The following is a 22,606-nucleotide window of genomic DNA, read 5'->3' as shown; positions in this document are numbered from 1 at the left end:
GGGTCTCGGGGGTGTGTCGGTCGCGCGCGGCCCGGTCCGCGTCGGGCCGCGCGCCTGGTCCGGTCAGCGGTCGAGGTTGGCGACCGCCTCGTCGATGAGGGGGATGTAGCGGTCCAGCACCCACGGCACGGTGAGCGGGTTGATGATGGAGGAGGCGGTGACGAAAGAGGGGTCGTCGCTGGCCACCACCGATCCGCGTTCGATCGCCGGGATCGCCGCGTACAGTTCCTGCGCCTCGATCTCCTCGCGGGTCTGGGGGTCGGAGTAGAAGGTGAAGACGAGGTCGCTGTCGGCGAGTTTGTCGGCGTTCTCCAGGCCGATGACCGCCGAGTCGGTGCCCTCGGTCTCGGGCAGGGTCTCCACGACCGGGTCGACCTGGAGTCCGAGGCCGCGCACCATGGCCACGCGCTGCTCGTCGGGCATGAAGACGCCGAGGGTGCCGGGGCCGTCGGTGTAGATGTAGGAGAAGGTGAGGCCGGCGTACTCGGGGCGGGTGGCGGCGGCCTCCTCGAACTGCCGCTCGATGTCGTCGATCAGCCCCTGGGCCTCCTCGCTCTGGCCCAGCGCCTCGCCGACGATCTCGATCTGCTGGTCCCAGTCGGTGCTCCACGGCAGGTCGGGGTAGGCGACGGTGGGGGCGATGTCGCTGAGGACGTCGTACTGCTCCTGGGTGATGCCCGACCAGGGGGCGAGGATGACGTCGGGTTGCAGTTCGATGATCGTCTCGAAGTCGATGTCCTGGCCGCCGGTGAACTGGACGGGCAGTTCCTCTCCCGCCTCGGTGACGGCCTCGTGGATCCACGGTAGGTAGCCGGTGTCGTCGCTGCCCCACTCGTAGCTTTCGATGCCGACGGGGACGGTGCCGAGCGCGATGGCGGTCTCGGCGGATCCCTGCCCCAGGGTGACGACGCGTTCGGGGGCCTCGGTGATCTCCGCGGTGCCCAGGGCGCTGTCGATGCTGACCGGGAACGCGCCGTCGGCGGAGGCGGCGGACTCCCCGCCGCCGCCCGTGTCGGATCCGCCGCAGGCGGCCAGCCCGAGGGCCAGGACGGTGGCGGTGCCCGCGCCGCCGACGCGGCGGGTCAGGGTACGGAGCTTCGAGTGCATGCTCGCTTCTTTCTTCGCTGCGATGGGAGGCTGCGCCTTCGCCGGGGACGGGGGCGGACCCGTCACGGGGGCGGCCGCTTCCACCGGGGAAGTTGAGGAAGCAACCACCAAAATCCAGACAAAAGCGAACAATACGCCGCAAACAAAGGTAAGTCTAACCTTAGCTGGTTTGGATTTCAAAAATTTTGAAGCCGTAGCGGTGGTGCGGCCCGCCGACCCGAGGAGCAGACCGGACCGGAGTCGGAGTTCCCACCGCGCCCGGCACCCGCCGACCCGCTCCGTGCCCGTCGAGCCCCCGCGCACACCGCCGGGGCGGCGGCCCGCGTGCGGTGGCCGGACCCCGTCCCCACGGTGGTCCCCCGGGTGTCCGCGCCCCTGCGACCGCCGCCATCGTCGAAGCATTACCCAAAACGTACGCCCGGTTGTGAGAGTCCCGGTGCGACCGGGTCAGCAGTCCCTGTGGAGGCGACCGGAACGACCGAGGAGAGGACATGGCAAACCCCACCGCCACCCGCAGCGAGCAGGGCGAGAGCCGCAAGGAGCGCGCGCCGCAGCAGCGTACGGGAACCGAGGTCCCGGCCGCCGAGCGCGGCAGGACCTCCGTCGCCGACGGCGTGGTCGAGAAGATCGTGGGCATGTCCGCCCGCGAGGTGCCCGGCATCTACACCCTCGGCGGCGGCACGAGCCGCGCCCTGGGAGCCATGCGCGAGCGTGTTCCCGGCGGCGGCCAGCGCAGCGTCTCGAGCGGGGTGAAGGTCGAGGTCGGGGAGCGGCAGACGGCCGTGGACCTGAACGTCGTCGTCGAGTACGGCGTCCCCATCATGGACGTCGCCCGGGACGTGCGCAGCAGCGTGATCTCGGCCGTGGAGCGCATGGCCGGTCTGGACGTCGTCGAGGTCAACATCGCCGTGGACGACGTCCACCTGCCCGACGAGGAGGAAGAGGAGTCCGAGGGCCGCGTGGAGTAGGCCGCGACGCACACCCGCAGCGAGACAGGAAGAAGTGAGTGATGAACCGAGCGACCGTGGGCCTGGCCGCCGGCATGGCGTTGGGTTTCGCCGGCGCGTTCGGCGGGTTCTGGGCGTTCCTGCTGGTGGCCGTACTCGGAGCGGTCGGTCTGGTGGCCGGCCTCGCCCTGAGCGGCACCATCGACGTGGGCGAGTTCACCCGGCAGTGGGGGCGGCGGTGACGGCGGCGCCTTCCACCGGACCGGTCGTCCCGGCACCGGCCCCTCCAGGTGGACAGGAACCCGCCGGAAGTCTTCCGCCGCCCGCCGAGCGGGGCGCGACCACGGTCTCCGACCGGGTGGTGGCCAAGATCGCGGCCAGCGCCGCCCGGGAGGCGCTGGAGGAGCGGTTCGACGCGCCACCGGACCGCCTCGGACTCGGCGAGCCCGAGGCGTCGGCGACCGTGATCGGCGACTCGGCCCAGGTCACGCTCGCCCTCGACCTGCCCTACCCCGTCGACATCGCCCGTGCCGCAGGCGACCTGCAGGATCGGATCAACCGACGGGTCACCGCGCTGACCGGCCTGGCCGTGGACGAGACCGCCCTCACCGTCCGGCGTCTCGTCCTCACCGGCGGCCCCGGCCGCGGACGCGTCCGCTGACCCGGTCAGGAGCACGCCATGACCCTGGACCGCCCGCCGTCCCCGAACGCCTCTCCCGCCGCTTCGGTACGGGAGCCCGCACCGGGCCCCACCGACGCGGGCGCCTCCGCCGTGCCGGACCTCCGACCGCACCGGTCGCGGAGGCTGTGGTCGCGGCGGGACATCCCGGCGGCGCTGGTGGCGCTGGCGGTGCTGGCCGCCTGCACGGCCCTGCTCTACGGCGCCGCCGCCGTGTGGGCCGGAGCCGCGACGGGCAACTGGCTCCTCGGCCTGACCGAGGAACTGACCACCCGCCCCCTGGGCGACCCCTGGGTGCTCGCGGGTGCCGCCGTCGCCGCGGCTGTGGGGGTGTGGCTGCTGGTGATCGCCCTCACCCCGGGCCTGCGCAACTGGCTGCCCCTGGCGGCGCCCGGGGACGCTCCCAACCCGACGGACGCCTATCTGGACCGCGCGGGCGCGGCCCTGCTGCTCCGCGACGCGCTCATGCGCGTTCCCGGTGTGGGCCGGGTCCGGGTGCGCGTGGGCCGACGCCGCGTCCGCGCCCGGGTGGACGTGCGCTTCCGCGACCCGCGCGAGGTCCGCGGCGAGGTGACGGACGTGCTGCGCGAACAGGTCGACGCCCTCGGACCGGCGCGTACCCCGCGGATCGCCGTGCGCACGCGGCGGCTGCGCTGACCGGCGCGGCAGGACACACGGATCGGAGGAGGCCGATGAACACACGCACCGCGACCAACCGGATCCTGCTGGCCCTGATCGGCCTCGTCCTGCTGGTCGGCGGCCTTCTCGCGCTCGCCGGCGGCCTGGACCTCTACCGGCGCTGGGGCCTCGCGCTCCCCGGCGGGTGGCCCTGGTCGAACCCGCGCGGGACGCTGCTCGACCGCGCCGCCCTGACCGGCCTCACCGACCAGTTCTGGTGGTGGCTGGTCCCGACCGTGCTCCTGGCACTACTGGCGCTGTGGTGGCTCCTGGGCCGCCGCGGGCAGCCCGACCTGGAGATACCGCCGCCCGGCGGCACCACCCCGGACGGCGGCACCACCCTGGACGGCGGCGCGCTGGCCGACGCCATCGCCGACGACACCGCCCGACTGCCGGATGTCGACCGTGCCCGCGCCCGGATCACCGGCGGAGCCCGGCGCCCCCGAGCACTGGTCGCCGTCACGCTCACCCCGCGCGGAGCGCCGATGGCGGTACTGCGCCGCCTGTGGTCGGGGCCGCTACGGCGCGCCGTCCACTCCACCGGCTGGGACGCCCTGCCCGCCGAGGCGCGGTTCCGGGTCGCACGGCACCGCACCCGGCGCGCCGAGTAGCCCCGCCGCCGCGCGGCGACGCCCCGCACCGAACCGGCCGAGGACGCAAAGGAGTGAGAATGGGCGACAGGCCCCTGATTCGCGGTGGGGAGACGGCCGCCGCGGCCGAGACCGCCCGCCCGGACGACCGGCTGCTCACCGTCCGGGCCGCCGAGGGAGACGACGACGCCTTCGCCGAGCTGGTGCGCCGCCACGGCGCGGCCGTGGTCGCGCTGGCCCACCGGCTGCTCGGCGACCGGGCGGCCGCCGAGGACACCGTCGAGGAGGCGTTCGTCGGCGCCTGGCAGCGCCTGCCGGAGCTGCTCCGCGACCGCGCGTTCGGCGTCTGGATGCACCGAGCCGTCACCGACCGGTTCCGCAACGCCACGCGCGGCCGTTCCTCCCCCGAGCCCGGCGGCGTCCCCGAGCGCCCACTTCCCGCCGAGGACGCCCTCGCCCGCGCCCTCACCCTGCTCCCGCCCGGGCAGCGCGCCTGCTGGGTACTGCACGAACTGCAGGAACTCTCCCTCGACGAGGTCGCCTACGCCACGCGCAGCGGCGAGCGGACCGTGCGCGCCCGGCTGCTGCGGGCACACCGCCTCCTGGCCGGGGCGGGCCCCGCCGCCGCACCGGACCGGCTGGCGGAGGCCGCCCGCCGCCTGCGCGAACGGCCGACGGCGGTCGACCGGGACGCGCTCGCCGACCGGGTGGTGGCCGCCGTCCGCGCCGTCGCCGCTCCCGGCCGACCGCTGCCGCTGGGGGACCCCGGGGAGGAGCTGTGGCTCCTCGACACGGCCGCGGCCAGGGTGCTGCGCGCGGCGGCCGACTCGGTCGCCGGCGTGCGCGCCGCCGGCTGCCGCCTCACCCTGCGGGACGGGCGGGTCCGCGCGGCCATGACCCTGGCCGTCGCGCCGCACGCTCCCCTGGCCGGACCGGCCCGGCGGACCCGCCTCAGCGTCCTCGGCTCCGCCGAGCGTATCCTCGGCCTGGACCTGGACGGCGTGGACCTGGAGATCGTCGACCTGTTGGAACCGCCGCCCGGAGTTCCCGGAGAGGAGCGGTGAGCACAACCACGGCACAGCAGATCGCCGAGACCGCGGCGCGGGTGGCGCTCGCCGTTCCCGGTGTCGTCGGTCTGCAGCCCCGGCCCGGGGAACCGCCCGACGGGGACGGCGCCCGACGGCGCTGCGACCACACGGTCGACGCGGAGGAGGCGGACGTCCGCGTCGACCGGCCCGACGGCTGGCACGTGGAGGTGCGGTGCGTCCTGGACGGACGCCTCCGCGCCCTGGACGTCGCCCGCGCGGTGCGCGCCTCGGTGACCACCCGGCTCCTCACCGGTCCCGCCTATCTCGCGCCCGTCTCGGTGTCCGTCGTCGTCACCCGGATCGCGCTCCCCGCCCCGGCCGCCACCGCCGCCGACTGACCGGCGGCGTGTGCACCCCGGCGCGGTCGCGTTCCGGGCCGCGACCGCGGCGCAACCGCCCCCCGGTTGCCGGAGCGGTCCCCGGCACCTGCGGCGCTGGTCCGGAGGGGCCGAAGTCAGGGTCCAAGGACCCTTCACCACCAACAGTAATATTGTTAGCATTCATGCGCATTGTTTGACGGTCCGCACCAAAGGAGAACCATGGCCGGACAGCAGTCTGTCGCCTCTCGTCGACAACCACCCGAAGAAGTGGACGTTCTGGTCGTGGGAGCCGGCTTCTCCGGCCTGTACGCCCTGTACCGCCTCCGGGAACTGGGCCGCACGGCCCACGTCGTCGAAGCCGCCGACGACGTGGGCGGCGTGTGGTACTGGAACCGCTACCCCGGCGCGCGGTGCGACATCGAGAGCATCGAGTACTGCTACTCGTTCTCCGAGGAAGTCGTCCAGGAGTGGAACTGGAGCGAGCGCTACGCGGCGCAGCCGGAGATCCTCCGCTACATCAACTTCGTCGCCGACAAGTTCGACCTGCGCAGCGGAATCACCTTCAACACCCGGGTGACCGCGGCGGCCTTCGACGAGGACTCCGACACCTGGACGGTCGAGACCGACCGGGGCGACCGGGTCACCGCCCGCCATCTCGTCATGGCCAGCGGCCAACTGTCGGTCGCCCAGCTTCCAAACATCCCCGGCCTGCACGACTTCGCCGGGGAGTTCTACCACACCGGGAACTGGCCGCACGAGGAGGTGGACTTCTCCGGCAGGCGCGTCGGCGTCATCGGGACCGGCTCCTCCGGCATCCAGGTGAGCCCGCAGATCGCCAAGCAGGCCGCGGAGTTGTTCGTCTTCCAGCGCACCCCGCACTTCGCCATGCCCGCCCGCAACGCGCCGCTGGACCCGGAGTTCCTCGCCGACCTGAAGTCGCGCTACGCCGAGTACCGCGAGGAGGCCCGCAACAGCTCCGGCGGCACCCACCGTTACCAGGGGCCGAAGTCCGCGCTGGAGGTCAGCGAGGACGAGCTGGTGGAGACCCTGGAGAGGTACTGGGAGAAGGGCGGTCCCGACATCCTGGCCGCCTACCGCGACGTCCTGCGCGACCGGGACGCCAACGAGCGGGTCGCCGACTTCGTGCGCGACAAGATCCGCGGCCTGGTGCGCGACCCCGAGGTGGCGGAGCGGCTCGTCCCCCAGGGCTACCCGTTCGGGACCAAGCGCCTCATCCTGGAGATCGGCTACTACGACATGTTCAACCGGGACAACGTGCACCTGGTCGACACGCTGTCCGCACCGATCGACAGGATCACCCGCACGGGGGTGCGGACCCGCGAGCGGGAGTACGAACTCGACGCCCTGGTGCTGGCGACCGGATTCGACGCGCTCACCGGCGCGCTGTTCAAGATCGACATCCGCGGGGTCGGCGGCGTGTCCCTGAGGGAGAAGTGGGCCGCGGGGCCGCGCACCTACCTGGGCCTGTCCACCGCCGGGTTCCCCAACCTGTTCTTCATCGCGGGACCGGGCAGCCCCTCGGCGCTCAGCAACATGCTGGTCTCCATCGAGCAGCACGTCGAATGGGTGACCGACCACATCGCGTACCTGTTCAAGAACGGCCTGGTGCGCTCCGAGGCGGTCCCGGAGAAGGAGGACGCCTGGGTGGAGCACGTCAACGAGGTCGCCGACGAGACCCTCTACCCCGTGGCCAACTCCTGGTACCTGGGCGCCAACGTCCCCGGCAAGCCCCGCGTCTTCATGCTCTACGTCGGCGGTTTCCACCGCTACCGGAAGATCTGCGACGAGGTGGCCGCCGACGGCTACGAGGGCTTCGCGCTCTCCTGACACCACCGCGGTGGTTCTGACGACGGCGGGGCGCAACCGGGTCGGACGCCCCCACCGTCAGAACCGGCGCCGGGATTCGGGGAAGACCTCCTCGAAGATCCGCCGCGTACAGTCGGAGATGTCCGGTCTGTCCGCGCTGTACCGATCGCCGGACCCGGCGTGGCCGAACGCGTCGCCCTCCTCCGGCGTCGGGTCGGCGCGCACCTGCCCCGCAGCGTGTCGTCGGTCTCCCGGAGGACGCCCCGGGCGTCGTCGGAGAAGGGCCCGACCGACCAGGTCCGAGACGTGGCGGTGGGGTCGGCCCGGGGAAGCCGCAGGAGAACGCCGCGAACCGGCTCCCGGTTCCCGACGGACCGTTCTACCTGGTCATCCGGACTCACCTGCCGCGCGAAGAGATCTTCTCGGGCCCTGGGAAGCCCGGGCCCGCGTGGTCCACGCGGCCCTGCCGAGGAGCCGGAGGCTCCGCTCTTCTCACCGGGCGGGCGCGGGACGGCCGGGACCGGAACGGGAGAGCCGGTCCCGTGCCGCCGTCTCCTCGTGGGAGAGGAGACGGCGGCAGGGGACTCCCCGCTCCCTGCCGGGTGCCCGGTGCTCCCGGCGTGGAGGGCGGTCGCCGGGAAGCGGCGGCTTCCCCGGGTCCCGCCAACCTAGACCAGCGCCGCCAGCGCGTGGGCCTGCTGGGTGGCGAAGGTGATCCGCCGGGGCGCGTAGGCGTCGCCGAGCAGGTGCACGTCGGGGTGGCCCGCCCGCTTCAGCTCGTGGTAGAGGCCGTCGTCGGGGAGGCCTCCCGCGGCCATGACCACGCTGTCGACGCCGGTGACCTCGCCGGGGACGTCGGAGTAGACGTTGCGGGTCTCCAGCCGTCCCCGCTCGATCCGCACCACCCGGCTCATGAACGTGAACTCCGCGCCCGCCGCGGTGAGCCTGGCCAGGGGGGCGCCGATGGTGTACTTGCCGACGAGCGGGGCCGGGCCGGGGGTCTGGTAGACGAGGTGGACCCGGTGGCCTCGGTCGGCGAGGAACCCGGCAATGGTCAGCGGCTGCATGTGGTCCTCGGCGGCGATGACCGCGACGCGCCCGCCCACCCGCGCCGTTCCGGTCATCACGTCGCGGCCGTCGACGACGAACGGCGCGTCCGCGCCCGGGATCGGCAGCGTCCGGGGTTGGGCGCCGGTGGCCACGGCGACCACGTCCGCGCCGAACTCCATCACGTCGCGGGCGGTGGCGTTCCTGCCGAACTCGACCCTGACACCCGCTCGCCGCAGCCGGTCCTCCTGCCAGATGACGAAGTCGCGGTAGGCGGCGTTCTCGGTGGCGCGGGCCGCGACGCGCATCTGGCCGCCCAGTTCCGCCTCGCGCTCCCACAGGGTGACCGGGTGTCCGCGTTCGGCGAGCAGTCCGGCCAGTTCCATGCCCGCCGGGCCGCCGCCGACCACCAGCACGCGCCTGGGGGTCCGGGCCGGGGGCGGCGGGCCGTCGACCTCGCGGGAGGCGTGCGGGTTGACCGCGCAGGCGAAGGGGAGCTTGTCGACGAGGCGGCGGTGGATGCACTCGTTGCAGCCGATGCACGGGCGGATCTCGTGGACGCGGCCCTCCTTCGCCTTGGCGACGATCTCGGGGTCGGTGATGATCGCGCGGGCCATGCCGACCAGGTCGGCGTGGCCCCTGGCGACGACCTCCTCGGCGGCCCGCGGGCCGGTGACCCGGCCGGTGTAGACGACGGGCAGGGAGACGGCCCGCCTGACCTGCGCGGCCAACTCCGCCCAGTGGGCCTGCGGGTAGTGGTGGGGCTGGATGTAGCTGGGCGCTCCCCAGTTGTCGCCCACGGCCAGCGACAGGTAGTCGACCTTTCCGGTGGCCTCCAGCGCCCTGGCGATCTCCACGCCTCCGGCCGCGTCGTAGCCGCCGTCGAGCGTCTGGTAGAGGTTCATCCGCACGCCCAGGGTGAAGTCGGGGCCGACCTCGGCGCGGACGGCGTCGATGATCTCGGTGATGAAGCGCATCCGGCCCGCGAGGTCGCCGCCGTAGGCGTCGTCACGGTGGTTGGAGGCCGGGGAGAGGAACCACTCCAGCAGGTCGTCGTGGTTGGCGTGCAGTTCGACGCCGTCCAGTCCGGCCTGCTGGCCGCGCCTGGCCGACTCGGCGTACTCGTCGACGAACCAGGCGATCTCGCCGCGGTCGAGTCCGTGCGACACCTGGTTGGCGACGTAGGCGGTGACGGCGGGTGAGGGGCCGTGCGGCATGCCGCCCTGCATGATGATCTGCGCGGTGACGCGGGCCCCGGCCTCGTGCAGGGTGTCGGAGAGCTTGCGGACGCGGTCGTGGAAGTGGGGCAGGCGGAACACCCCGTGGACGGTCGCGCCCACGCCGGTGGGTTCGAAGCCGGGGACCAGGTGGTTCTCCAGCGCGGCGCTGATTCCGCCCACCCAGCCCAGTCCGGCGCGGGCCCGCGCCGCCCAGTAGGCGATGTTGCGGTCGGCCTCCGCCTCGTCGGCGCTCCACAGGTTGCCGATCGGGGTGGCGTGCGGCGTGGCCATGATCCGGTTGGGCAGGTCCATCCGGCCCACGCGGACCGGGGTGAACAGGTGGGGGAACTGCGTCGTGTCCGACTTTTCCATGACAGGCACCTTTCGGGGGGTGCGGTCGGCCGGTTCCGTCAGGACGGGTGCCCACCGACAGTTATTTATTATTATCATTAGGATTAAATTGGTCAAAAGACTGTTCTGTTGCTGCCGGGACAACCGGTGTCTCCGCGTCGGGGACGGGTGTCCCCCGGCGCTCCCCGTTCCGCCCGCGACCTCTGGAGGCTCGATGACCACGCCCATGGATCCGGCGATCGCCGCCCTGGCGGCCACCGCCGCCGCGGCGGCGGCCCCTCCCCTGCACACCATCAGCCCCGCGGAGGCGCGCGCCCGCGTGGTCGCGGGCCACGGCGCCTGCTCCGGCGGTCCCGCCCTGCACTCGGTCACCGACATCCGCGTCCCCGTGGCCGACGCCGAGATCGGCGCACGCGTCTACTCCCCCGCCGCCGGGCCGACCCGCGCCACGCTCGTCTACCTGCACGGCGGCGGTTGGGTCACCGGAGACCTCGACTACTGCGACGAACTGTGCCGGTTCGTCGCCGACCGGCTGGACTGGACCGTGGTGAGCGTCGACTACCGGCTCGCCCCCGAGCACCCCTTCCCCACCCCCCTCGACGACGCCTACGCCGTACTGGGGCACGTGGCGGACACGATCGCCGGCGACGGTCCGCTCGGGGTGGGCGGGGACAGCGCGGGCGGCAACCTCGCCGCGGCCTGCGCCCTGCGCGCCCGCGACGAGCACGGGCCCGCGCTGGACTTCCAGGTCCTCGTCTACCCGGTGACCGACCACGACCTCACCCGCGACTCCTACCGGACCCACGCCGACGCCTTCCCCATCGGCGCGGAGTCCATGCGCTGGTTCTGGGACCACTACCTGCCCGACGCGGCGCGGCGCGACCTGCCGGCCGCGTCCCCGCTGCGCGCCGTCGACGTGGGCGGTCTGCCGCCCGCCCACGTCGTCGTCGCCGGACACGACCCGCTGCACGACGAGGGGGTCGCCTACGCCGAGCGGCTGCGCGAGGCCGGGGTGCGGGTCAGCCTCGCCGAGTACCCGTCCCTCACCCACGGCTTCTTCCGCCTCACCGGGGCCGTGCCCGCCGCGCGCGCGGCCGTCGACGACCTCGTCGCCGCGCTGCGGGACCTGCTCGCCCGCTCCTCCTAGCGGGCGCTCCGTGGTCCTCCCCGTGCGGGGGAGGACCACGGACGGCCGCGGGGCCGGCGCCGCGTCAGGCGTCGCCGGCGGGGCGGCGCTGCCGCATCGCGTCGTTCCACAGTTGGTCGAAGTAGGGCTGCAGGTCGGGGTCGGTCCGGGCGTGCCAGTCCAGGAAGGCGTCGTAGCCGACGTCCACGTTCGGAACGCCCGACTCCTGGACCTTCTGCTCCCAGGACTCCAGGGCCTCCTCCAGTCCGGAGACGAACGCCCCGCCGTCGCCGACGGCGTCGTTTCCGGCCGCCTCGGCCAGGACCTGCTCGTTGTGCTCGGCGAGCCTCTCCCGCGCGTCCGCGGCCAGCGGCAGGACCTCGCCGCCGTTCTCCTCGACCTGGGTGAGCCCGTCGGCGATGTTGTCCCAGGTCGCCTCGTAGTTTGCGGTCAGCAGCACGTCGAGGCGGTCGTAGAGCAGCTGCCGCGCGGCCAGCGGCAGGGACTCCCAGCGGCTCTGGCTGACGGCGATCGCCCCGCCCGCGTTGGCGAAGCCGACCTCCGGATCGACGACGAAGTAGGGCGCGGAGGGGATGAATCCGCCCAGGGCGGCGACGGTGAACGTGCCGAGGGTGCAGTCGACCACGCCCCGTTCCAGGCTCTCGAACATCTCCGCGTAGGTGACGGTGGACGGCTGCATGCCCAGCGCCTCCACCTGGCCGTTCTGCACCCGGCTCTGCGAGGCGACCGTGACGCCGTCCAGGGAGTCCAGGTCGGCGCGCGGCTCGGAGCAGGAGTAGGCGATCGCGCCCGACTGGAACGCGGGCAGCAGCAGGTGCATCCCGGCGTCCTCGAACTCCCGGTAGATCTCCTCCTGTTGCGCGGCCGTCTCCAGCACCGCGCCGTGCCACTGCAGCAGCCCGTCGACCGGGGTCTGGCGGCCGACGAAGCTGACGTCCCACAGGACGTTGTTGGCGGGAAACTCCGCCGGTTCCAGGGAGGGCAGGACCGAACCGACGTCGAGGCGGCCGTCGGCGAGCGCGTCGTCGACCTCCTGCGGCGGGGCGACGGCGTTGGAGAAGGCGATCTCGAAGGTGATCTTTCCTCCGGACCACTCCTCCACCGCCGCGGCGTACTCCTCGAAGCGCCGCCCCGTGGCGGCGCCCTTCGGCGCGGTGCTCTGCATCGTCAGCGTCACCGGTTCCATGTCCGCCAGCGCCGCGGCGTACTCCTCCTTGGTCGCCCCGTAGTCGACGGACCGCCCGCCGCCACCGCCGCCGCCGGAGCCGCCGCTCTCGGCGCACCCGGTGGCCACGAGCGCCATGGCCGACAGCAGCGCCGCCGCCCGCAGTGCTCTCCCGCCGCTCCTCCTCGTTGTCGGCACCACGACTCCCCTCCCACGGAAAGAACAGAGAAACAAAGAAACCCGATGGCCGCGGGCGGCTCAGGACCGCGCGGCGAGTCGGGCCACCGGGACGGACTCCCCGCCCTCGGGGCGGACGAACTCCACCCGCACCGGCGCGCCCACCGCCGGGGCCGCCTCGTCGGCGTTGACGATCCGCAGCGTCAGCCACGGCCCCTCCGCCGTCTCCACGATCCCGACGACCGTGTCGGTCGTGGGGCGGCCGTCCCTGGGGCGGCCGGGGATGACGGTCCAACTGACCAGTTCGCCCTCGCCGGAGGCGACGCGCCACTCCAGGTCGGCGGCGCGGCTGGTCGCGCACACCCGTGCCTCGGGAGCCGACCAGCAGCCGCTGCTCGGCGAGTAGCGCAGCATCAGCTCGCCCCGCTCGGCGCCGTCGAAGAACGGGGCGGAGTACTCGTCGCGGACGACGGGGGTCATGGACATCTCGGCTCCCATGGTCATGCGTTCCTGGCGTGCGGACTGACGACGAGCGTGGCGTGGAAGTCCAGGACCCCGCCGTTGCCGCTCACCATGACGAGGTCGTTCTTGGCGACCTGGCGCTGACCTGCCTGGCCGCGGGCCTGGATCACCGCCTCCGACAGCGGGGTCATGCCCCACATGTAGTACGACGACAGCTCACCGCCGCCGGTGTTGGTCGGGTGGCTGCCACCGGGGGCCAGCGCGCCGCTGGCCACGAACTCGCCGCCCTCGCCCTTGGCGCAGAACCCGTAGTCCTCCAGGGTGATCAGGGTGGTGTAGGTGAAGCAGTCGTAGATCTCGCGGATGTCGATGTCGTCGACGGTGACCCCGGCCATCCTCAGCGCCGCCGGACCCGACTGGGCGGCCCCGCTGACCAGGCCGAAGTCGCTGTCGCGGTGGTTGGGGTAGCCGGGGTGCGACTGTCCCCAGCCCCACACGTGCACCGGCGGCTGGGCCAGGTCGGCGGCCCGGTCGGCGCTGGTGACGATGACGGCGATGGCGCCGTTGCTGACCAGGCAGCAGTCGAGCAGCCGCAGCGGGTCGGCGATCAGCCGCGAGTTCTGGTGGTCGGCCAGGGTGATCGGTTCGCGCATCTGGGCCAGCGGGTTCATCGTCGCCCACTGGCGCGCGGCGACCGCGACGGCGCCCAACTGCTCGCTGGTGGTGCCGTAGGCCTCCATGTGCCGCCGGGCCGCGATGGCGTAGCGCGCCGGGGCGGACTTCAGGCCCGCCGCCGCGGGCAGGGACTCCACCCCCTTGAGCGCCCGGTCGCCGCCCGCGTAGGCGGCGCCGCTGCCCTTGCCCTCCTTCAGGGGCGCGTCGGCGTACACGCACGCGACCACCTCCGCCATTCCGGCGGAGATCGCCATCGAGGCGTACTGCACCATCTGGATCGCCGAGGACCCGAAGCCCTGGACGGTCGACAGCAGCCGCAGGCCGCGCAGTTGCAGGGTGGACTGCAGCCGCAGGTCGGTGTCGTTGCCGACGCCGGGGTTGACCAGCAGGCCGTCGATGTCGTCCAGGCTCAGGCCCGCGTCGGCGGCGGCGCCGGTGACCGCCTCCAGCGCGAACTGGGCCGGGGTGCGGCCGTAGACCCTGCCCAGCTCGGTCATGCCGAGCCCGGCGATGGCGGTCGGTGTGCTGCTCACGCCTGCTCCTCTCCACGCCGCGGAAGCGTGACCTCCACGGTTCCCGGTCCGACGCTGACTCCGGACGAGTTCTCGCACCTGATCGCGATCTCGACCACGCCCGCGCCGTCCTCGACCCTGGTGTCCTCGACGCTGGCGCGGACCCGCACGGTGTCGCCGACATAGTTGAACGACCGCATCCGGAAGCCGTGGATGCCGCGGATCGTTCCGGCCGGGCCGATCCAGTCGCGGACGCACCGCTCCCACACCCCCAGCAGGAAGGAGGTGTTGGCGTACATCTCCTTGGCGCCGGTGCCGCGCGCGTACTCGGTGTTGTGGTGGATGGAGTTGAAGTCGCGGTTGGCTCCCGCGGCCATCACCAGCCGGTAGACGGTCAGCGGGTAGGCGACGCCCGGCAGTTCCTCGCCGGCCTCCACGTCCTCGAAGTACCGCTGCGTCCTGGTGTCAGTCATCGCTCGCCTCAGTCTCGTTCTTGGGCACGTAGGCGTAGGTGCCGATGCGGATGCGCGCGACGACCTCGCCGCTCTCGGTCACCACGTCGCTCTCCCACTTCAGGAAGGCGCCGCGGCCGACCGAGGTCTCCTTGGGCGCGCACGACAGCAGGCGGTTGCCGCGGCGTCCGATCCGCTCCCCCGCCACCACCGGGCGCAGGAAGTCGATGTCGATGTCGGTGCCGAAGAAACCGGTGGTCCTCGGGCCCAGGGGCATGTCCTGGTTGTTGATGGGGGTCTGCACCGGTTGGGCGTCGCGGTCGTCGCTGTCGAACAGCACCTCGCCGGGCCGCCACAGCGGCGGGATCGTCCAGGCGACGACCCCGGTGTAGGGCATCGTCACGTCGTCGAACCCCGCGGCCCGGGCCGCCTCCGGGTCGGTGTGCAGCGCGCAGTCGAACTCCAGCGGCTCCAGGTAGCGGCGGATCGCTCCGCGCTCGACCGGGTCTGCCCCGAAGACGGTCTCCCCCGAGGAGAAGTCCTGGCCCACCGCGTCGATGACGGGCTGCCACTCGGCCTTCCAGTCCTCGGTCCGTGTCGTGGTCATACCAGCACTCCGTCCTCCACGAGCCGCGCGATCCGCTCGGCGGGGTAGCCCAGGATCTCGCGCAGCACGAACTCGTTGTCCTGGCCCAGCGTCGGCGCCGGTCGGGCGACCTGGCCGGGCGTGTCCGAAAGCAGGTAGCGCGGTCCCTCCACCGTCGTCCCGCCGTGCAGCGGGTGCGGCAGCCGCACGAGGTGGCCGCGGTGCGCCAGCTGCTCGTCGGCGGCGAAGTCCGCGCTGGAGGCGGACCGGTGCGCGGGGACGCCGACCGCCTGCAGGCGTTTCTCGACGTCCTCGGCGCGCAGCCCGGAGGTCCAGCGCGCGATCTGCTCGTCGAGGAAGTCGGCGTGGGCGCGCCGCCGGTCGGCGGTGCGCAGGTCGGCGCGCTCGGCCAGGTCGGTGCGGTCCATGGCCTCGGCCAGCCGCGTCCACTCCGCGTCGTCGCGCGCCGCGACGGCGACGAAGCGTTCCGCGCCGCCGTCGGGCAGGCACGGGTAGACGCCGTGCGGGGCGTACAGCTCGTCGCGGTTGCCGCGGCGCCGGGCGATGGTGCCGTCGACGCCGTAGTGGGCGACCTGCGGGGACAGGAAGAAGATCCCGGCCTCCACCTGCGCGACGTCGATGTGGCGGCCCTTCCCGGTGTGGCGGCGGTTCTCGATCGCGGCGAGCAGCGCCACCAGGGCCAGCCTCGGTCCGACGTAGTCGGTGTAGGGGCCGAACGGGCCCGTCGGCGGCCGGTCCTCCCAGCCGACGAGGTTCTGGAACCCGCTCAGCGACGCGCCGACGTTGCCGTATCCGGCGAGCGCCGACCACGGTCCGGACTGGCCCGCGATCGACGTGCTGAGCATGACGAGGGAGGGGTTGTCGCGCGACAGTTCGGCGTAGTCCAGTCCCCACCTGGCCATCTGCCCGGGCGAGAACGACTCGACGACCACGTCGGCCCAGCGCGCGAGGTCGCGGACGACGCCGCGGCCCTCCTCGGTCTTCAGGTCGACCGTCATGCCCAGCTTGCCGGCGTTGCAGTTGCCGTACAGCGCGGAGTTCTCCGGCCCCGCCCGTCCCGCGTGGAAGGGCTGCATGAGACGCGCGGTCTCGATGCGGCGGCTGGACTCCACGCGCACCACCCGCGCCCCGAAGTCGGCGAGGGCGCGGCCGATCAGCGGTCCGGCCACGACCCAGGACAGGTCCAGGACCTTCAGGTCGGCGAGCGGCCCGGTCACGTTTCCACCTCCGTCGCGGCCAGCCAGTCGGTGAGGACCTCGGCGGTGTGCTCGCCGAGGCGCGGGGCGCGGCGGCGCACGCCCGGCTGCCCGTCCCCGCTGACACGGGCGATCGCGCCGGGGATGCGGACCTCGGCGCCGTCGATGTCCACCCGCGCCCAGTAGCCGCGCTCGTCCAGGTGCGGGCTGTCGGCGATGTCGCCCATGTCGAAGATCGCCATGCACAGCAGGCGGTGCTTCATGGCGGCCTCCAGCACCTGGCTCTTGGTGAGCGTGGCCAGGTGTGCCCGGACCGCGGCGCGCGCCTCGTCCAGGTCGGCGTCGGTGATCTCGCCGTCGGTGATGCGCTGGGGCAGCGTCTTCCAGTCCCAGGCGGCGACGCGTTCGCCGACCGCGCCCTCGGCGCGTAGCCAGGCGAAGAGCCGGTTGGTGAACTCCCCCGAGGCCGGTCCCATGGACAGGTGGAGTTCCACCATGCCGTCTCGGCACCGCCACTTCTTGAGGCGGTTGGGGGTGGCCGCGCCGCTGCCGCTCTGGTCCCCGCCCGCCGCGGGCTGGCGGTGCCACTCCGGTCGGGCGTCGCCCACCGCGTGCGCGAGCACCCGCGCGAGGGTGGCGGTGCCCAGGCTCGCCTGCGCGGAGACGTCGACGACCTGCCCCCGCGCGGTCGTCGCCCGGGCCAGCACCGCGATCAGGGCTCCCGCGGCGGCGTCGGCCGAGGCGTGCAGGAACGCCTGCGGGACGCTGATGCGCAGCGGCGGGCGCTCCTCGTCGCGGTGCGGGTCCAGCGGGCCGCCCGCCGCCCAGACGACGAGGTCGCAGTCGGCGTAGTCGGCTTTGGGCCCGGACCAGCCGAACGCGCTGATCACCGCGTAGACCAGGTGCGGGTGGGCCGCGCGCAGCGTGTCGGGGTCCAGGCCCCGCCGCCGCAGCCAGGACGCGGGCAGCGAGGTCACGACGATGTCGGCGCGGCGGGCCAGCTCACGGACGGTCGCGAGGCCCTCCTCGCTGTCGAGGTCGAGGGCGACGCCGCGTTTGTTGGCCGCGAACGTCTCCCAGAACATCGACGGTCCGGCCCCGCCGCGCGCGGTCGGCGGGGCCGACCGCGCGGTGGAGCCGTCGAGGGGCTCCACCTGGACCACATCCGCTCCCACGTCGGCGAGCAGTCGGCCGCACAGCAGCCCGCGCTCGTCGGTCAGGTCCAGAACCCGGATGTGCTCAAGCATCGGCCGCCGTTGCCTCCAGCAGCGAGATCGCCGACTCGGGGCAGGCGTCGGCGGCCTCGCGGGCCTGGTCGCGCAGGTGCTCGGGGACGTCCAGGGTCTGGCCGCACTCGGCCACGAAGCCCTGCTCGTCGTCGGAGAGCAGGTCGGCGGCGACCGCGTAGCAGCGGCCGTGCCCCATGCACCTGTTCGGTTCGATGGAGATACGCACGTGTCTCAGACCTCCCATTCGAGGGGCAGTGTCGTCAGGGTCAGCTGTCCGCCGCGCTCGACGAGCTCCGTCCCCTCCTTGATGCGGTAGTGCGGGATGCGCTTGTGCCACTCGCGCAGCACGATCGCCAGTTCCAGCCGGGCCAGGTGCATGCCCAGGCAGCGGTGCGGTCCGGCGCCGAAGGCGATGTGCTGGTTGGCGCCCCTGCGGTCGAGGACGAACCGGTCCGGCTCGGGGAACTTGCGGGGGTCGCGGTTGGCCTGGGCGATGCCCAGCCACACCACGTCGCCGGGCCGCAGGTCGACGCCGTGGAACTCGGTGGCCTCCTGGACCTCGCGTCCGGCCTGGAAGACCAGCGGGTACATCCGCAGGAACTCCTCGACGGCCTTGGGGGCGAGGTCGGGGTGGTCGATGATGGCCTGGCGGTCGGCGTCGTTGTGGGCCAGGTGGGCGTAGATGTAGCCCAGCGCGCTGCGGGTGGTGTCCAGTCCGGCGAGCATCAGGGTCAGGCAGATGGTGAGGATGTCCTCGTGCGAGATCGGCTCGCCGTCGATGCGTGCCTCGATCAGGCGGGAGACCATGTCCTCCTTGGGGTCGCGCGGGTTGGCGCGGCGCTCCCGGACGGCCTTGTCGAAGTACTCCATGATGTTGTTCTTGGCCGCGGCGACCTTGGCCGGGTCCTCACCGAAGAAACCGGCGAAGACCGTCTCCGACCACGGCAGGAAGAACTCGCCGTCGCTGACCGGCAGGCCCAGCAGCGCGAGGAACAGGTCGGTGGGGTAGCGGATCGCGAACTCGGCGACGAAGTCGCACGATCCCTTGGGACGGAGTTCCTCGATCAGTTCGACGCAGCGCTGGTGCGCCATGGGCTCCATGCGCCTGACGGCGGCCGGGGAGAAGAACGGGTTGAGCACCCGGCGCAGCTTGGCGTGGGCCTCGCCGTTGAGGTCCTGCGGCAGCAGCGGCACCCCGGGTTCGGGGTTGATGGCGCTGCGGACCTCGGTGGTCCACACGTCGTGGTGTTGGAAGCCCTCGACCACGTCGTCGTAGCGCTGCAGCATGAGGAAGCCGCGGTCGGTGGTGTCGTTGAACCGGAAGCGGTCGGCCTCGCGCTCGGCGTCGAGCATGGCGTAGTGGCCGTAGATCTCGGTGTTGGTGCCGAAGTCCGCGTGGCTGACCGGGCACTGCCGGATCGGGGTGGTCATCGCTGCTACCTCCTACTTCTGTACGGCTGCGATGTCGGGGATGAAGGTGGCGATGTCGGGGAAGAGGATGAGGATCACGACGACGGCGATCGCCATGGGCAGGAACCAGCCGACGGAGACGAAGACGTCCTTGAGGCTGATCTTGTGGCCCATGTTGACCTCGGGGTCCCTGACCATCCCGTGGATGATGAAGGCGAGGATGCCGACCGGCGGGGTGACCACCGCCAGCTCCCCCATGAAGACGGTGAACACGCCGAACCACATCAGGGAGATCTCCAGCGAGTTCAGGGTGGGGATCAGGATCGGGATGGTCAGGACCATGATGGCCATGGGTTCCATGAACATCCCGAGGAGGAGGTAGACCACCACCATCACGAGCAGGAACTCGATGCGGCCCAGACCCAGGCCCTCGATCAGGTCGGCGATGCCGGTGCTGATGCCGGTGAGGGTGAGCAGGCTGGTCAGGGCTCCGGCGGCGACCAGGATGAAGAAGATCGCGCCGACGCTGCTGATGGTGGCGACCGCGGATTCGGTGATGGCGGCGAACGGCCGGTCCCCGCGTTTGCGGACGAGGGCGACGACGACCGTGAACAGGGCGGCGGCGGCACCCACCTCGGTGGCGGTGAAGACACCGGAGAACATGCCGACGACGATGAGGACGATCAGCAGCGGCACCGGCCAGATCCTGACCAGGCTGGCCATGCGCTCGCCCCAGGTGATCCTCTCCCGTTCGACGGCGGAGCCCCCGGTCTTGCCCACCAGTGCCGGCCGGGCGACGGCGAAGCCCACGATCATCAGCGTGAACATGACGGCCACGAGCAGGCCGGGGCCGACGCCCGCGAGCAGTTGGGGGCCGATGGGGACCTCGGCGATGCCGGCGTAGATGACCAGCATGATGCTGGGCGGGATGAGCTGTCCGGGCAGGCCGGCGACGATCACCGAGCCGATGGCCAGGCGGCGGTCGTATCCGGCCTTGAGCATCTCGGGGATGCCCATGCGGGCCAGGGCGTAGGCGGTGCCGGTGGAGGAGCCGCTGACCGCGGCCAGTCCCGCTCCGGCGACGTTGGTCCCCACGGCCAGGCCGCCGGGGAGCCAGTTGAGCCACTTGCGGCCCGCCAGGTAGATGCCGTCGGTCAGGCCGGACCGCCACAGCAGCAGGCCCATGAGGATGAACATCGGGACCACGCTGAGGGTCCAGTCGGAGACGCTGTTGTAGGCCAGCGTGCTCAGGGTGCTCTCGATGAGCGGCATTCCCCGCAGGGCGTACAGGCCGAGCAGGGACGGAATGATCATCGCCACGGCGACGGGGACCCGCAGGAAGAGCAGGGACAGCATCATGACGCAGGCCATGATCCCGATCGCCTCGGGGACCAGGGGGAGCATCACGCAGACCGCGGAGCCGCCGAGGACGATCAGCGTGACCGCGGCCACGATCCACGGCCCGCGGCCCTCCCGCGCGGCTCCGGTCCCGGCGGACCTGCCGTTGTCGTCCAGCGCCGGGCTGGTCTCGGTTGCGCTCGTCATGGTCTTCTCCAACTACACGGAGGCCGGCTGTTTGGCGCTCGACAGCTCGTCGGCGTCGTCGGCGTCGGGACTGCGGACGGCCTGGACCGTGGCCCACGCGAACTGCACGGTCAGGCTTGCGAAGGCGAGGGGGACCAGGAAGTAGGTGGGCCAGGAGATGAGGGAACTCACGCCCGCGGTCATCGTGATCTCCCAGGCGTGCACGGCCTCGCCCCAGCCGTACCAGGCGAAGCCCGCTGCCATCAGCGCGCTCGCCGCGCAGCCCACCGCCGTGACGTAGGGCTTGGTCGCCCGGGGCAGCATCCGGAAGACCAGGTCCGCGGCGATGTGCTGGCCCCGCAGTTGCGCGGCGACGAAGCCGAGGAAGGCGACGATCGGCATGTACCAGTACTGCACGACCTCCAACGTGTTGGGGATCGGGCTGTTGACGAAGTAACGCAGCAGGGCGTTGGCCGTGACGTGCAGCATCATCACGAACGCCACGACGACGGCTGGCACCTCGATGAGCAACTCGATCGCGCGGCGGCCCTTCGAGGCCGGTGGTGCGGTCATGTCATCTCCGCGGGACTGGGAAACGGTGGGAGGGGGCGTCCGGGGCGGGGGCCGCCCGCCCCGGACGCGGGGGGTCGCTGCGGGGTGCGGGGGTCAGGAGGGGCGGTGCTCCAGGAGGATCTCCTCGTACACCTTCGCGACGTAGGGGTCCATGTCGACCGCGTCGTCGCTGTACCAGTCGGCGAAGCCGTTGTAGTCGGTCTCGTTGGTGTAGCCGAGGTCGCCCTCGACGGTCTCCAGCCACTTGGCGGCCGACTCCTCGATGCGGTCGACGAACGCGTCCCCGTCCTCGACGGCCGGGGTGGAGCGCAGGCCCTCCAGCAGTTCGGCGTTGGCCTCGTTGAGGGCGGTGCGGGCGTCCTCCTCGAAGACCTCGATGGATCCGCCGGCCTCGGCGACCTGCTTGGACGCCTCGACGATGTTCGGCCAGATCTTGTCGGCGATGTTGCTGGACAGGAAGACGTCCAGGCGGTCCCACATCAGCTGCTGGGCCACCAGGGGCAGCGAGTCCCAGGTCGACTGGCTGATCGCCATGCCGCCGGGGGCCAGCGCGAAGCCCGCGTCGGGGTCGACGACGACGTGCGGGGCGGCGTCGATGAACCCGCCGAGGACGCCCACGGTGAGGCTGGAGACGCTGCAGTCGACGACGCCGCGCTGCAGGCTCTCGTACAGCTCGGGGTAGGCGACGGACGCCGCGGAGCCGCCCAGCGCCTCGACCTCCTTGCTCTGGGCCTGGCCGCCGGCCGCGGCCTGCATGCCCTTGAGGTCGTCGAGGCTGCGGCGCTCCTCACTGCAGAACAGCGCGTTGGACCCGGAGTTGTAGGAGGGCACCATCAGCTTGATGCCCTTGTCGTCGTACTCCTGCATGACCTCGGGGGTGTCGAAGGCGACCTCCAGCGGCCAGGCGTTGGACTGCAGCGCGCCGACGACGACGCTGTGGTCGGAGAGGAAGCTGGCCTCGATGAGGGCGGCGTTGGCCGGGTACTCCGCCGGCTCGTAGATCGGGAGGACCTGGGCGATGTCGAGGCGTCCGTCGATGAGGGCGTCGTCGGTCTCGGCCGGTTCCACGATGGCGTTGGAGTAGGCGATGTCGAACTGCAGCTTGCCGTCGGACCACTCGGTGAGGGCCGCGAAGTAGGCCTCGACGTTGGCGCCGGTGATCGACCCCTTGGGGGCGGGGCTCTGCGTGGTCAGCGTGATGGTGTCCACGTCGGCGAACGCCGCCTGGTACTCCTCCATGCTGGCCCCGTACTCGACACCCTGGCCGGAACCGCCGCCGGCACCGGTCCCGGACTCGGCGCAACCGGTGAGGGCCAGTGCGCTCACCACCCCGAGAGCGAGGCAGGATGCCTTGAGGACGGCATCCTTGTTTTCACGTCGTGTGACCATGAATGAACTCCATTGTTTGGTCAGGGGAGATAGGGCAACGGCTCCACAGCGCCGGCCGCTCAGATGGGTCGGCGGACAGGTGATCTGCGCCACTTGCTCCTGATCATCATTAGTCTGATTTAGCCACCGGTCAAGAGTTCATGAGCAGGAATTTCGTGCTCTTGCCCCGTGCGGAGCACCGTGGTCACCGTGCGTGGTTTCCCCAGTTCGACCGAGACGAGAGCATGCCGAGGA

General features: G+C 72.3%; 23 protein-coding genes. 9 read left to right on the top strand and 14 right to left on the bottom strand.

The window, feature by feature from the left end:
* Positions 1–63: 63 nt before the first annotated feature.
* Complete coding sequence (locus NI17_RS05790) at positions 64–1,107, bottom strand: iron-siderophore ABC transporter substrate-binding protein (protein WP_068692420.1); 1,044 nt, start codon at positions 1,105–1,107, stop codon at positions 64–66.
* 491 nt (positions 1,108–1,598) lie between these two features.
* Here NI17_RS05790 and NI17_RS05785 point away from each other — a divergent pair, with 491 nt between their 5' ends.
* The 8 genes from NI17_RS05785 (at position 1,599) to NI17_RS05750 (ending at position 7,257) form a co-directional block, all read left to right on the top strand.
* A complete protein-coding gene (locus tag NI17_RS05785; protein ID WP_068692418.1) occupies positions 1,599–2,075 on the top strand; it encodes an Asp23/Gls24 family envelope stress response protein in 477 nt (158 codons plus the stop codon).
* A gap of 41 nt (positions 2,076–2,116) precedes the next feature.
* Positions 2,117–2,296: a hypothetical protein gene (locus tag NI17_RS05780; protein WP_068692416.1), complete on the top strand. Its 180-nt coding sequence runs from the start codon at positions 2,117–2,119 to the stop codon at positions 2,294–2,296.
* A complete protein-coding gene (locus NI17_RS05775) occupies positions 2,293–2,715 on the top strand; it encodes an Asp23/Gls24 family envelope stress response protein (protein ID WP_084012692.1) in 423 nt (140 codons plus the stop codon). Before NI17_RS05780 ends, NI17_RS05775 begins: the two co-directional genes overlap by 4 nt.
* Before the next feature lie 18 nt (positions 2,716–2,733).
* Positions 2,734–3,390 carry a DUF6286 domain-containing protein gene (locus NI17_RS05770; protein ID WP_068692414.1) on the top strand — a complete coding sequence of 219 codons (657 nt, stop codon included), beginning with the start codon at positions 2,734–2,736 and terminating at the stop codon, positions 3,388–3,390.
* A 35-nt stretch (positions 3,391–3,425) separates the two neighbouring features.
* Positions 3,426–4,022 carry a hypothetical protein gene (locus NI17_RS05765; protein ID WP_068692412.1) on the top strand — a complete coding sequence of 199 codons (597 nt, stop codon included), beginning with the start codon at positions 3,426–3,428 and terminating at the stop codon, positions 4,020–4,022.
* Positions 4,023–4,081: 59 nt separating this feature from the next.
* Complete coding sequence (locus NI17_RS05760; protein WP_243597634.1) at positions 4,082–5,065, top strand: RNA polymerase sigma factor; 984 nt, start codon at positions 4,082–4,084, stop codon at positions 5,063–5,065.
* Complete coding sequence (locus NI17_RS05755; protein ID WP_068692410.1) at positions 5,062–5,427, top strand: hypothetical protein; 366 nt, start codon at positions 5,062–5,064, stop codon at positions 5,425–5,427. Before NI17_RS05760 ends, NI17_RS05755 begins: the two co-directional genes overlap by 4 nt.
* A 201-nt stretch (positions 5,428–5,628) precedes the next feature.
* Entirely contained in the window at positions 5,629–7,257 is a 1,629-nt protein-coding gene (locus tag NI17_RS05750) for a flavin-containing monooxygenase (protein ID WP_068692408.1), read from the top strand.
* Between the two features lie 647 nt (positions 7,258–7,904).
* Here the strand turns inward: NI17_RS05750 and NI17_RS05745 are convergent.
* The gene (locus NI17_RS05745) at positions 7,905–9,875 is read right to left on the bottom strand and encodes an oxidoreductase (RefSeq protein WP_068692406.1); all 1,971 of its coding nucleotides are present in this window, start codon (positions 9,873–9,875) and stop codon (positions 7,905–7,907) included.
* Between the two features lie 193 nt (positions 9,876–10,068).
* Between NI17_RS05745 and NI17_RS05740 the strand changes: the two genes are divergently transcribed.
* On the top strand, positions 10,069–11,001 hold the full coding sequence (locus tag NI17_RS05740; RefSeq protein WP_068692404.1) for an alpha/beta hydrolase: 933 nt from the start codon (positions 10,069–10,071) through the stop codon (positions 10,999–11,001).
* A gap of 64 nt (positions 11,002–11,065) precedes the next feature.
* Here NI17_RS05740 and dctP (NI17_RS05735) read toward each other — a convergent pair whose 3' ends face one another.
* From dctP (NI17_RS05735) to dctP (NI17_RS05680), 12 genes are all read right to left on the bottom strand, one after another.
* On the bottom strand, positions 11,066–12,364 hold the full coding sequence (gene dctP, locus NI17_RS05735) for a TRAP transporter substrate-binding protein DctP (protein WP_243597633.1): 1,299 nt from the start codon (positions 12,362–12,364) through the stop codon (positions 11,066–11,068).
* A 60-nt stretch (positions 12,365–12,424) separates the two neighbouring features.
* A complete protein-coding gene (locus NI17_RS05730) occupies positions 12,425–12,847 on the bottom strand; it encodes a Zn-ribbon domain-containing OB-fold protein (RefSeq protein WP_234401996.1) in 423 nt (140 codons plus the stop codon).
* Positions 12,844–14,013 carry a thiolase family protein gene (locus NI17_RS05725; protein ID WP_068692402.1) on the bottom strand — a complete coding sequence of 390 codons (1,170 nt, stop codon included), beginning with the start codon at positions 14,011–14,013 and terminating at the stop codon, positions 12,844–12,846. Before NI17_RS05725 ends, NI17_RS05730 begins: the two co-directional genes overlap by 4 nt.
* Positions 14,010–14,465 carry a hotdog family protein gene (locus tag NI17_RS05720; RefSeq protein ID WP_068692400.1) on the bottom strand — a complete coding sequence of 152 codons (456 nt, stop codon included), beginning with the start codon at positions 14,463–14,465 and terminating at the stop codon, positions 14,010–14,012. The genes NI17_RS05725 and NI17_RS05720 overlap by 4 nt, the downstream gene beginning before the upstream one ends.
* On the bottom strand, positions 14,458–15,051 hold the full coding sequence (locus NI17_RS05715; RefSeq protein ID WP_068692398.1) for an FAS1-like dehydratase domain-containing protein: 594 nt from the start codon (positions 15,049–15,051) through the stop codon (positions 14,458–14,460). The genes NI17_RS05720 and NI17_RS05715 overlap by 8 nt, the downstream gene beginning before the upstream one ends.
* On the bottom strand, positions 15,048–16,268 hold the full coding sequence (locus tag NI17_RS05710; RefSeq protein WP_068692396.1) for a CaiB/BaiF CoA transferase family protein: 1,221 nt from the start codon (positions 16,266–16,268) through the stop codon (positions 15,048–15,050). The genes NI17_RS05715 and NI17_RS05710 overlap by 4 nt, the downstream gene beginning before the upstream one ends.
* Positions 16,265–17,494 (bottom strand): CoA transferase, encoded by a 1,230-nt coding sequence (locus NI17_RS05705; RefSeq protein WP_068692394.1) that lies wholly within the window; start codon positions 17,492–17,494, stop codon positions 16,265–16,267. The genes NI17_RS05710 and NI17_RS05705 overlap by 4 nt, the downstream gene beginning before the upstream one ends.
* Positions 17,487–17,702, bottom strand: a complete 216-nt coding sequence (locus NI17_RS05700) for a ferredoxin (RefSeq protein ID WP_068692392.1) — start codon at positions 17,700–17,702, stop codon at positions 17,487–17,489. Before NI17_RS05700 ends, NI17_RS05705 begins: the two co-directional genes overlap by 8 nt.
* 5 nt (positions 17,703–17,707) lie before the next feature.
* Entirely contained in the window at positions 17,708–18,907 is a 1,200-nt protein-coding gene (locus tag NI17_RS05695; protein WP_068692390.1) for a cytochrome P450, read from the bottom strand.
* Between the two features lie 12 nt (positions 18,908–18,919).
* Positions 18,920–20,431: a TRAP transporter large permease gene (locus NI17_RS05690; protein ID WP_068692389.1), complete on the bottom strand. Its 1,512-nt coding sequence runs from the start codon at positions 20,429–20,431 to the stop codon at positions 18,920–18,922.
* A gap of 12 nt (positions 20,432–20,443) precedes the next feature.
* Positions 20,444–20,983 (bottom strand): TRAP transporter small permease, encoded by a 540-nt coding sequence (locus NI17_RS05685; protein WP_068692388.1) that lies wholly within the window; start codon positions 20,981–20,983, stop codon positions 20,444–20,446.
* Between the two features lie 93 nt (positions 20,984–21,076).
* Positions 21,077–22,372 (bottom strand): TRAP transporter substrate-binding protein DctP, encoded by a 1,296-nt coding sequence (gene dctP, locus NI17_RS05680; protein WP_068692387.1) that lies wholly within the window; start codon positions 22,370–22,372, stop codon positions 21,077–21,079.
* Between the last annotated feature and the right edge of the window lie 234 nt (positions 22,373–22,606).

The sequence above is a fragment of the Thermobifida halotolerans genome (assembly GCF_003574835.2).
Lineage (GTDB): Bacteria > Actinomycetota > Actinomycetes > Streptosporangiales > Streptosporangiaceae > Thermobifida > Thermobifida halotolerans.
The sequence above is the reverse complement of the archived record's forward strand: the minus strand, read 5'-3'. Positions and strand labels throughout refer to the sequence as shown.

Bases quoted from the DNA above. Each gene is read 5' to 3' on its own strand.
- NI17_RS05750 (WP_068692408.1), top strand. From the start codon at position 5,629: ATGGCCGGACAGCAGTCTGTCGCCTCTCGTCGACAACCACCCGAAGAA.
- NI17_RS05785 (WP_068692418.1), top strand. From the start codon at position 1,599: ATGGCAAACCCCACCGCCACCCGCAGCGAGCAGGGCGAGAGCCGCAAG.
- NI17_RS05770 (WP_068692414.1), top strand. From the start codon at position 2,734: ATGACCCTGGACCGCCCGCCGTCCCCGAACGCCTCTCCCGCCGCTTCG.
- NI17_RS05695 (WP_068692390.1), bottom strand. From the start codon at position 18,907: ATGACCACCCCGATCCGGCAGTGCCCGGTCAGCCACGCGGACTTCGGC.
- NI17_RS05745 (WP_068692406.1), bottom strand. From the start codon at position 9,875: ATGGAAAAGTCGGACACGACGCAGTTCCCCCACCTGTTCACCCCGGTC.
- NI17_RS05690 (WP_068692389.1), bottom strand. From the start codon at position 20,431: ATGACGAGCGCAACCGAGACCAGCCCGGCGCTGGACGACAACGGCAGG.
- NI17_RS05720 (WP_068692400.1), bottom strand. From the start codon at position 14,465: ATGACTGACACCAGGACGCAGCGGTACTTCGAGGACGTGGAGGCCGGC.
- NI17_RS05685 (WP_068692388.1), bottom strand. From the start codon at position 20,983: ATGACCGCACCACCGGCCTCGAAGGGCCGCCGCGCGATCGAGTTGCTC.
- dctP (WP_068692387.1), bottom strand. From the start codon at position 22,372: ATGGTCACACGACGTGAAAACAAGGATGCCGTCCTCAAGGCATCCTGC.
- NI17_RS05740 (WP_068692404.1), top strand. From the start codon at position 10,069: ATGACCACGCCCATGGATCCGGCGATCGCCGCCCTGGCGGCCACCGCC.
- NI17_RS05715 (WP_068692398.1), bottom strand. From the start codon at position 15,051: ATGACCACGACACGGACCGAGGACTGGAAGGCCGAGTGGCAGCCCGTC.
- NI17_RS05760 (WP_243597634.1), top strand. From the start codon at position 4,082: ATGGGCGACAGGCCCCTGATTCGCGGTGGGGAGACGGCCGCCGCGGCC.
- NI17_RS05705 (WP_068692394.1), bottom strand. From the start codon at position 17,494: ATGCTTGAGCACATCCGGGTTCTGGACCTGACCGACGAGCGCGGGCTG.
- NI17_RS05730 (WP_234401996.1), bottom strand. From the start codon at position 12,847: ATGACCATGGGAGCCGAGATGTCCATGACCCCCGTCGTCCGCGACGAG.
- NI17_RS05780 (WP_068692416.1), top strand. From the start codon at position 2,117: ATGAACCGAGCGACCGTGGGCCTGGCCGCCGGCATGGCGTTGGGTTTC.
- NI17_RS05765 (WP_068692412.1), top strand. From the start codon at position 3,426: ATGAACACACGCACCGCGACCAACCGGATCCTGCTGGCCCTGATCGGC.
- NI17_RS05790 (WP_068692420.1), bottom strand. From the start codon at position 1,107: ATGCACTCGAAGCTCCGTACCCTGACCCGCCGCGTCGGCGGCGCGGGC.